We start from the raw sequence: 10682 nt of genomic DNA on the forward strand, positions 1-10682 counted from the left end.
CTCCTTTCAGATGAGACGGTTAATGACGCTCGATAAATTCAATGTTCAGCGGGCCATCTAGGCAACGCTTGAGGTGCTTGAGATGTTTGTCGACACGATATTCTTCTGCAATGACTGGACGGTGGTGGTAGACCTTTAACAGGTAACTTTGTTTGGAACCTGTAAGTTTTAATTGGTTGATGGGGGCTGTCTGGGAGTCATTAAGGGCTTCTGCAAACTTAATTAAGCCACCGATCTTCTTAAGCTGGTCCATTTCACTGGATGAGAACCAATGGATAAACGGATCAGCATATTGATAAAGCAAGGACTTATTGCGGTAAGAACTGAGGAGAGCGAGTCGGACCCTTTGCTTGTGGGGGAAACCCGCTAAGTTCATATTGGATAATAGGTAGAAGGTATGCTGGGAGTCTGCTTCTTGACCCAGGAATTGACCACATTGGTAGAGATAGGCCGCAAACTCAATCTCCAATTGGGTTGGATAATCATAGTCCATCAGACCGAGGTCACAGATTTGCTTATATAAGTCAATGGCGATCTTAGCTCGGATCGCTGCGACGGTCGGATTGACCTTAAAGTCACGACAGACCTTGGCCACCGAACGCGCCCGGACTAACTCAGGATCAATCGGTTGGTTAAAATTCTGATTGAGGTAGTGCATAATGATGCCTTCTCTTAAGCCCTGGTTGGAGATGCTGAGGGTAGGGGCTTTAACCCAATCGTATAAGTCGAGAAAGACCAGGTTAGCTGGGATGATAATATCGATCCGGTCTGAACTCAAGCCGTCGATATCTTCCATTTGGTCAAAGGGCGTTTCTGCAAAAAGAGTCAGGGTTGTTTCCAGGTTAATCCTTGATAGGTGGTAGCCATGAATTCCTGCGATGGGATACCGTTGCAGTCGCTGATGGACTTGGGCAATATTTCGGGCGGAGCCACCGACGGCTACAATGGGGTACTTGACCTTTTTGAGCCAGGGGAGGGTCTTTAATTGCTTATGAATATAGTCACGTGTGGCGGCCATTGCTTGCGGGTCGTTATGCCGCCGGCCTTTAAAGAAGGCGTCCTTTAGGGTAACAACCCCGAAAGGAAAAGAATGGTAGTGCACAATCTGCTTATCTTCAACCAGGGTGACTTCACAGGACCCCCCTCCGATATCAATGGTGACCATATTTCGGGTGGACATTGAGTGGGAGATGGCATATTGGCCAAAGCTGGCTTCTTCTTCTTCGCTGAGGATCTGGATCGTGAGGCCCGTTTCTTCTTGAACCCGTTGCAGGATTTCGGTTTGATTATGGGATTGCCGGATCGCAGCCGTTGCGAAGATGATCATCTCATCGACCTGGTGGACTCTGGCGGCATGATGAAAGCTTGCGAGCGTTTCGGTCAGAAGGCTAATTCCTTGCTCACTCAGCATGCGCTGGCCATCCGCTTGATCGATCAGATACTGGGACAGGCGAGCTGGGGTCTTGAGGTTGGTAATTTCTGTTATATCATAATAGGAATCAATTCCGTAGATCACTAACCGGATGGTATTGGATCCAATATCAATTAGACCTATTTTCTTAGCATACATATGGATCGCCCTTCTATTATAGGTTTAGCTGGCGTCGAATCGCAGCTGGGACGTCCTTGGACTGGTTGACTAGGCAGCCATTCAACTTGATCAAGCCAACAGTATAGAGGTTAACATAGGCAAATTGAGACTCTCCAATTTCTTGCAGGGCTTCAATCTTTTGAGGGTGGTCCCCACCTTGTTGGCGACTATCTGTGTAGAGGCCGATGATTGGGATTTTGGCTTGGTAAGCGACCCCAATTTCACTGGCAACGCCCGGATCAATCACTTGACCATCGAGGACCGCTAAGACCAGGTCACTCTTGAGGAGCTGGTCAGTATCATATTGGGCAATCATCTTAGCATCCGCATAGGCAGACTTATCATTAATAGCGACTTGTTCCTGGGGGAGGTAGACCGTTAATTCAGGCAGGCTCTCGCGAATAAATTGAGCCAGCGACTGGTTGAAAGCTAACTCCATTTCAGTAAATAAGGGACTAGCAAAGTACAATTGAGGCATGGCATAACTCCTTTAGCTTAATCTACTTCCATTATAACGAAGGCCTTGTATGAGCACAATAAAGCATTGTAATTTTTAACACTTAATAAAGAAGCAAAAAGACCCAACCTCTTGCTCAGAAAATAGCGAGGGTTGAGTCATGATATGGATCGTAAGGTCTATCTATTTAGGTCTGTATTAATGAATTTGTTCTTAAAAGGCGGTTATAGAGATTTTAAGCGCAGGCGTAATGCATTCAAGACGACCGATACAGAAGATAAGCTCATAGCCAAAGCTGCAATCATAGGATTCAATAAGGGACCACCGAAAAGATAGAAGATTCCCATGGCAAATGGAATGCCGATGGTATTGTAGGCAAACGCCCAGAATAAGTTCTGCTTAATATTACGGATCGTAGCGTGGCTTAACTGTATGGCTTGACGAACATCGTCTAAATCATCCTGCATGAGGACCACATCAGCGGATTCGATGGCAATATCGGTACCCGATCCGATGGCCATACCAATATTTGCTTGCGCCAGCGCAGGTGCATCATTGATGCCATCGCCAACCATAATGACCTGCTTGCCTTGTTCTTGTAAGGACTTAACAACTTGGGACTTATCTTGGGGTAGGACTTGAGCATGAACTTGATCGAGCGCCAGTCCTTGCGCAATGGCTAAGGCTGTTTCCTCAAAGTCCCCCGTCACCATTTGGACTTCTAGATTCATATCCTTAAGGGCTTGAATAGCGGCTGGACTGCTGGCTTTAATGGGGTCGGTAATGGCCATGATGCCACGAACTTCTTGGTCGATCGCTAGGTAGATAACGGTCTTAGCTTCTTGCGAAAGTTGTAGGGACTTTTCTTGTAAGTCGCGATCGATCGGATCGGATTGAATAGAAGCCATCAGCGCTTGATTACCAATGTGGACTTGATGACCATCAATCTGGGCTTGAAGCCCTTTACCGGTGATGCTATCAAAGCTATCTGGCTGTTTGAAGCTAATGGATTGCTGATTCGCATAGTCAATGACGGCCTTAGCTAGGGGGTGTTCTGAATGGGATTCGGCCCCCGCAACAAGAGCCAGAACCGTATCGGAATGCTTGGAGTCTAAGACGTAAAAGTCTGTCACTTGGGGTTGACCTTGGGTAATGGTTCCGGTCTTATCCAGTAGGATGGTATCCGCTCGGTGAGTACTTTCTAAGGCTTGACCACTCTTATAAAGGACACCTCTTCTTGCTCCATTTCCAGTGCCAACCATGATCGCTGTGGGTGTTGCTAGACCTAAGGCACAAGGGCAAGCAATAATTAAGACACTAATAAAAATTTGTAAGGCAAAGGTAATGCTAGATTGCATGATAAAGAACCAGAAGAGGCCTGCCAGGATCGCTAGAACCATGACCGCGGGGACAAAATAAGCCGCAATTTGATCAGCTAATTTAGCAATGGGAGCCTTTTGACTCTGAGCTTCTTGAACCATCTTCACAATCTGACTTAAGGTAGTGTCTTGGCCAACGCGGGTGACTTGGAAGATAAAGCTACCTGTCTTATTGATACTAGCACCCGTCACAGGATCCCCTACATTCTTAGTGACCGGCATGCTTTCACCAGTCAGCATGGATTCATCCACTTGAGATTGACCTTCCGTGATGGTGCCGTCAGCAGGTAGACTCTCACCGGGTAGAATTTGGACACGATCCCCTACTTGAAGCATCTCAACCGCCACAAGTTCACTCTGGCCGTCTTGATTTAGTCGGCGAGCTTGTTTAGGAGTTAAATCCATTAAGGCTTTGATGGCAGCGGAGGTCTGACCTTTTGCTAGTTCTTCAAGGTGTTTACCCAACGTCATTAAGGTCAATATTATCGCAGCCGATTCGAAGTAAAGATCGGGATGATCGCCAGGGACTTGGTAGTTGGTGAAGAGTAATAGATAGGTCATGACAATCCCTTGAGCAAAAGCTGCAGAAGTCCCAACGGCTACCAAGGCATCCATATTGGGATGACCAGCAAAGAGCGTGCGGAACCCGCGTTTAAAGATACCGCGTGCCAGATAGAGGATGGGCAGGGTTAAGAGCAGTTGAATCAAGGCATTGCGTCCGGGATGATGGTGAATATCAATAGCTTGAGGTAAGGGTAAGCCGATCATGGGCCCCATCGCCAGCAACAAGACGGGCAGGGTAAAGATAAGCATCCAAATAATTTGCTGCCGTCTAGCTATTCTTTGAGCTTCTTTCTTAGCTTGGTCACGCTCATATTGCTGGCTAGCATTGAGGGTGAGTTGGGCTTGGTAGCCAGCTTTATGGACTGCTTGAATAACAGCTTCAGTATCGGCATGGTCTTGCCAATTAACGCTAAGATATTCTGTCGCTAAGTTAACAGCGGCGGTTTGGACATTAGGCAGTTCCTTGACCGCCCCTTCCACCGCTTGGGCGCAAGACGCACAGGACATCCCCGATATTTGATAGGTTTGATGGAGGGAATCAGTCATTTGCTGAGCAGCATCATCAGCATTAATTAATAATTCATAACCGGTTTGGTGAACGGCTTCGGCCATGGCTTGAGGCTGAATGAGGTCTGGATCATAAGTAACACTTGCTTGTTCTGTGGCTAGATTGACACTGGCCGTTTGAATACCTTCTAATTGATTGAGCGTCTTCTCGATATTGGCTGCGCAGGAAGCACAAGACATCCCTTCAACAGCATAAGTTGCTTTTTTCATTGAATCAACTCCTTTACGCTTCGCTAACTTTGTAGGGTGTTCCTTGTAAGGAGGCATTTAAGGCTTCGAGGGTTAACGAATCTAGATCATAAGTAATTTGAGCCGTATGGGTATTTAGATCGACATGGACAGCTTGGACCCCTTCAAGATCTTGTAGACGGTCTTTCACGGTCTGAGCACAGCCCATGCATTTCATATTTTCGACGTTAAGAGTTTGTGTTTTCATGATTGTACTCCTTTTCATTCATGTGACAGTCGCATTGACCAGGATGACACTGGCAGGCGACTTGCTTGGGTGAATTTTCTTTCTTAGTGATTAATAAATCGATAAGGACTTGACAATTTGATTGTGAAAGTTCAGTTTCCTCAATCAAAGTTTCAAGAATTTGGTGACGCTTTTTCGTGCAGACCCGGTTGAGCTGTTTGAGAAACATCTTTTTGTTAGCCTGCATCTGTGCTTGACGAGGAAGGTAAGTATATGGACGAGTCTTAGTATCTTGCGTGACTAGGCCTTTTTTAGTCAGACGATTCAACAAGGACTTGATGGTCCCCTCTTTCCATTCGAGGAAGGACTGGGCAATCTCAATGATTTCTCGGCTGGTTGAATTTGGGTGCGCCCATAGGATGCGCATTAATTCCCATTCTGCTTCGGTTATTTCAGGAAAATTGGCTTGATGTTTCATAGTGAACCTCCTCTTGATCGATCAATAAGCGAAATCTTCAATTTAAGTTTACAACTGTAAACTGAATCTGTCAAGTTCAGGGGTCAGGCCAGGAAGAACCTTATAATCAATCTGGGGAATTGTTTGAAATTTTAAGCCAAAGAGTTCATAATTAAGCTATCAAGAGTAAAGGAGCTAATTATGTTTGATCGATTAGAAGAAAATATTAAAGGTAAAGGCTTAAGAATTGTTTTCCCTGAAGGAAATGATCCTCGGGTCCTTGGAGCAGCTGTACGCTTAAAGGCAGAAAATATTATCGAACCAATTCTAATTGGCGATGAAGATGAAATTAAAGCACTCGCACATGAAAAGAAATGGGAACTTGAAGGGATTTCAATTCTTTGTCCAAGTCAATATGACAAGATGGATGAGATGATTGAAGCCTTCGTCGACCGCCGTAAGGGTAAGAACACAAGAGAAGAAGCCGTTGAAATGTTAAAAGACCCTGCTTACTTCGGCACCATGCTCGCCTACCAAGATCTAGCAGAAGGGATGGTGTGTGGAGCGGTTTATTCAACGGGGGACACTGTCCGTCCAGCCCTTCAAATTATTAAGACCCGCCCCAATGTTAAGCTGATCTCAGGTGCTTTTATCATGGTGCCACCGCATACTAATGGTCAAAAGTTAGTCTTTGCGGACTGTGCGATTAATATTAATCCCGATGCACAATCGCTGGCTGAAATTGCAGTCGAATCTGCTAAGACAGCTAAAATGTTTGGAATTGACCCTAAAGTAGCGCTTCTCAGCTTCTCTTCTCATGGTTCAGCTTCCTCGCCTGAAGTGGACAAGGTTAATGAAGCAACTAAGATCGCCAAAGAATTGGCCCCTGATTTGACCATTGATGGTGAACTGCAATTTGATGCGGCTTTTGTTCCAACAGTTGCTAAGCAAAAAGTTCCGGACTCACCTCTGAATGGTGAAGCGACCGTTTATGTCTTTCCAGAGATTCAGTCTGGTAATATCGGTTATAAGATTGCTCAGCGACTTGGGAATTTCGAAGCAGTGGGTCCGATTCTCCAAGGCTTGAATAAGCCAGTATCGGATCTTTCCCGCGGGTGTGTTGAGGAAGATGTCTTTAAGGTAGCGATTATTACCGCTAATCAAGCCCTCCAATAGGCCGCTTTAGAGTGACCCAAATAGTTGGACCGCCCTTCGGGGCGTTCTTTTTTTGTCTTCTTTTCAGTGACGCTGACTTGTGGTAGGATAGCTAGGAAGTGGCAATAAGCAATGGGTGTAAGAATCACCGATTGCTAGAAGGTGTTAGACCTTGTCATTTTGGGGAATATAAAATATTGCTACTACAATTTTGATTGTAGAAAGGGGTATTTTATGAAAATGCACAAGTTCCGTCAAGAATAGTCCGTGTGCCGTCAGCTGATAGTGATTGTTGAAGTTACAGATAATCGAAGTGAGAGACGAGACAAGGAGTAGACTTGATGAATCACCAATTTTTAAGCTGAATATTCATTAATCAAGTCTGGTAGACCGCCTTTGCTGCGGAGCTATGAGACTTATTTGACTTGGCTCGCTCAGGATTTATTAAGGAGGATAACATTCGTGAATATAAAGTTAAAGAAAGCCCTAGTGGTAGCCAGTGCCTTACTAGTAGCCAATGCTAGTCAACTAACGCCTGTCTTAGCCCAAGAAGATACTGATACCAGCAGTCAAGTGGATGTGAAAGGGAGTTTAACCGTGGAAGACTATCAAAAAGCCGACGCTTCAACACTGGCTCAGATGGTTCGTGAAGGTAAAGTAACCAGTCAGGAGCTGATTGAATTAGCCTTTGAAGTGATTGAAGCAACCGAAGGAAGCTTGAATAACTTGATCTCCACTCGTAAGGAAGCAGCCCTAGAAGAAGCCAAGGCCTTAGAAGATACTGGCCAACCATTCTATGGGGTGCCCATTCTATTGAAGGGCTTGGGTCATACCTATAAAGATGGCTTTGAAAGTCTAGGGATCGAATTCCTCAAAGATCAAAAGGCCAGTGAAGATAGTGAGAAAGCTAAAGCCTTTAGAGAGGCTGGCTTTATTATCATTGGTCAAACCAACTTCCCCCAATTAGGCTGGATTAATGTCACTAATTCTGATCTCTATGGTGCAACTCATAACCCTTGGAACTTAGACCACAACCCTGGCGGTTCATCAGGCGGTTCTTCCGCAGCAGTCGTTGTCGGCCAAGTTCCACTTGCTTCAACTTCCGATGGTGGGGGTTCAACCCGAATCCCAGCTTCTTGGTCTGGTCTGATTGGCCTTCATCCTTCACGGGCAATCCTGCGCTGGGATGAAGATACGCAAAAAGAAACCGTGACTAACTTTGCGGAAACCAAAACCATGGCCGATACGAAAGCCCTTTTTGATTTCCTAGTAAAGGACGATCAAAGAGATAGCTTAAAGGATACTCCCCTCGATGAAGAAACACGCATTGCTTATACCACGCAGACACCGGCAGGAACGCCTATCTCTGACGATGCGGTGGCGGCGGTTGAAGAAGCTGTTGCCTTCCTGAAGGATCAAGGCTACCAAGTCGAAGAAGTGGATTACCCGACGGATGGCCAAAAACTTATGGAGAAGTACTATGTCTTAGCTTCTTATGGTGCGGGCTTCTTAAATGATGCTGCCCAAGGCGCCTTAGACCGTGATTTAGAGATGGATGACGTTGAACGATTGACTTGGGGATTGTATCAAACCAGTCAAGATTTAACCGATGAAGACCTTGAAGCTGCTTGGGATTATGCCGATCAAGTCCGTGACCAATTGGAAGAGTTCTTTAAAGAATACGATGTCCTCTTGACGCCAACAAATTCCTATCCAGCACCAGAGGCGGATTATAACCATTTGACTGCCGAAATGGCGGAAAAAATGGCGGATATGTCAGACCTTACCAAAGAAGAAAAGCTTCAACTAATCTATGATCAATGGTTACCTGCGTGGACGTTAACTCCTTATACACAATTAGCTAACCTAACAGGCACACCAGCTATTTCTTTACCGACCTATGTTAATGAAGAAGGATTGCCTCTAGGAATTATGTTCCATACTTCCTACAAGAATGACCGTCTCTTATTAGAATTGGGTCAAGCTTTTGAAGATGGCGGACAATTTAAACTTTTTGATCCGGCTGATTTTAGCCAACCTTAATTAACAATAACGATTGAAAGGAATTCAGTATGAAGCAACAATTTAGAAAAATTACCTTTACTTTACTTTCACTCGGCCTCTTAGGTGGAAATTTGATGCCCCTACAAGCAGCCGAATCCGGGGCGGAAGATACACTTCCTGTGATTACCTCACCAGCAGAAACCCTTGATCATGAATTACAAGCTGAAGTAACTGATCGCGTGACTTCTGATGCCATAGATGAAGATCAGCAAGCAGAAACTTTGAGTGATACTCAATCCGGCGATCAATCAGCTGGCAACCTCTTGGAAGAATCTTCCCAAACAGATGGCCAAGGGACAGCATCAGATGAAGCCAGCGAGTCTTCGCAAGACCTTGCATCCGAGCCAGTCGATCAAGCATCTGATCAAGATACTCCAGAAGCTGAATTAGACCTTGAAACTTATATGCGGTCTGATGCTACGTATCTCGCACAATTGGTTCGTGAAGGCAAGGTAACCAGTCAAGAGCTGGTTGAATTAGCCTTTGAAGCCATTGAAAAAACCAATCCCAGTCTCAATAATGTCATCTCGACTCGCAAAGAAGCAGCCTTAGAAGAAGCCAAGGCCTTAGAAGATACTGGCCAACCCTTTTTAGGCGTGCCTATCCTTGTTAAAGGTTTGGGCCATACGCTTGAAGGAGGGGAAAATACCAATGGTTTTGAGTTCTTAAAGGATAATACCTCTAGAAGAGATGGTAGACAGGTGAAGGCCTTGAAGGAAGCAGGTTTTATTGTGATAGGTCAAACCTCCTTCCCACAAGCTGGTTGGATTAATGTAACCAACTCAGACCTCTATGGCGTGACACACAACCCTTGGAATGTCGCGTATAACCCTGGCGGTTCTTCTGGAGGATCGTCGGCCGCAGTTGCGATTGGTCAAGTTCCCATTGCCTCTTCAAGTGACGGAGGTGGGTCGACCCGGATTCCAGCGGCTTGGTCAGGCTTAATTGGCCTTCATCCGACCAATCCTATTTTGACTTGGGATGGCTCTAAGAATAGTACGGTGACTCACTTTGCTGAAACACGATCAATGGCGGATACAGCGACGCTTTTTGAATTTCTCCTTAAAGAGAAAACGAAAGATACCCTGCTAGAAAATTCCTTCAGTCCAGAAACAACGATTGCTTATACCACCAAGACCCCTGCTGGAACCCCAATCTCTGAAGATGCGGTCGCTGCGGTCGAAGAAGCAGTGGCTTTCCTTAAAGACCTTGGTTATAAAGTTGAAGAAGTTGATTATCCGATCGATGGCAAGCGCTTAATGGAACAGTACTATGTCAAGGCAGCATCGAGCGCTGGCTTCGTTAACTTCACGGCCAAACAAAAATTAAAACGCGATGTCCAAAAAGAAGATGTTGAGTTATTAACTTGGGCCCTCTACCAAACATCAAAAGATTTAACCCAGGATGATATCAATCAAGCGCAAGAGATTATTGATGAGATCGGTCAACAAATGGAAAAATTTTACCAGAATTATCCAATCTTCCTCACCCCAACCAATGCCTATCCTGCTCCGGTTGCCGATTACCAGCATATTACTGAGGAAATGGCTACCAAGATGTCAGACATGTCGCAATTAAGTAAGGAAGAAAAATTACAGCTGATCTATGACCAGTGGCTACCAGCCTGGACTTTAACGCCCTACACCCAACTAGCTAACTTACTGGGAACTCCAGCCATCTCATTACCCACTTACATCAATGCGCATAATCTCCCAATGGGTATCATGTTCCAGACCTATGCTAAGAATGATCGGAGCCTCTTAGCCATTGGGGATCTCTTCGAACGGGAAGGGCGTCTGCGAACCTTCTACCATCGTGGTCCTAAAGCGACAGCTGAAGCTGAAGAACAACCACAAGAAGAAGCTGAAGAAGAACTTGAATTTGAAGGTTTACCTGGTTATAAGGTAGAAGAAGCAGTGGGAGCAGACGGGAAAACCTACGAGCGTCTCGTTTCAATTGAAGAAACTGAGGAAGTCGAAGAAGCTGAAGAAGTTGAATTAGATGTCTTACCAGGCTATAAGGTAGAAGAAGCA

General features: G+C 45.4%; 8 protein-coding genes. 3 read left to right on the forward strand and 5 right to left on the reverse strand.

Translation table 11 applies throughout. The annotated features are described in order from the left end of the window. Positions 1–19: 19 nt before the first annotated feature. The 5 genes from HMPREF9708_RS04555 to HMPREF9708_RS04575 form a co-directional block, all read right to left on the reverse strand. Positions 20–1570, reverse strand: coding sequence for a Ppx/GppA family phosphatase (locus HMPREF9708_RS04555; protein WP_006309019.1), 1551 nt, complete (start codon positions 1568–1570; stop codon positions 20–22). Positions 1571–1586: 16 nt separating this feature from the next. After that, positions 1587–2069, reverse strand: a complete 483-nt coding sequence (locus HMPREF9708_RS04560) for a nucleoside 2-deoxyribosyltransferase (RefSeq protein ID WP_006309020.1) — start codon at positions 2067–2069, stop codon at positions 1587–1589. A gap of 203 nt (positions 2070–2272) precedes the next feature. After that, complete coding sequence (locus tag HMPREF9708_RS04565) at positions 2273–4768, reverse strand: heavy metal translocating P-type ATPase (protein ID WP_006309021.1); 2496 nt, start codon at positions 4766–4768, stop codon at positions 2273–2275. A 13-nt stretch (positions 4769–4781) separates the two neighbouring features. After that, entirely contained in the window at positions 4782–4994 is a 213-nt protein-coding gene (locus HMPREF9708_RS04570; protein ID WP_006309023.1) for a heavy-metal-associated domain-containing protein, read from the reverse strand. Beyond that, complete coding sequence (locus HMPREF9708_RS04575; protein WP_006309025.1) at positions 4975–5451, reverse strand: BlaI/MecI/CopY family transcriptional regulator; 477 nt, start codon at positions 5449–5451, stop codon at positions 4975–4977. Before HMPREF9708_RS04575 ends, HMPREF9708_RS04570 begins: the two co-directional genes overlap by 20 nt. Positions 5452–5631: 180 nt before the next feature. Here HMPREF9708_RS04575 and pta point away from each other — a divergent pair, with 180 nt between their 5' ends. The 3 genes from pta to HMPREF9708_RS04590 form a co-directional block, all read left to right on the forward strand. After that, positions 5632–6606, forward strand: a complete 975-nt coding sequence (gene pta, locus HMPREF9708_RS04580; RefSeq protein WP_006309027.1) for a phosphate acetyltransferase — start codon at positions 5632–5634, stop codon at positions 6604–6606. Between the two features lie 441 nt (positions 6607–7047). Beyond that, positions 7048–8628, forward strand: a complete 1581-nt coding sequence (locus HMPREF9708_RS04585) for an amidase family protein (RefSeq protein ID WP_006309029.1) — start codon at positions 7048–7050, stop codon at positions 8626–8628. A gap of 29 nt (positions 8629–8657) precedes the next feature. Further along, a partial coding sequence (locus tag HMPREF9708_RS04590; protein ID WP_006309031.1) for an amidase family protein occupies positions 8658–10682 on the forward strand: 2025 nt, incomplete at its 3' end.

Origin of the sequence: Facklamia languida CCUG 37842 (assembly GCF_000245795.1) — a bacterium.
Taxonomy (GTDB): domain Bacteria; phylum Bacillota; class Bacilli; order Lactobacillales; family Aerococcaceae; genus Facklamia; species Facklamia languida.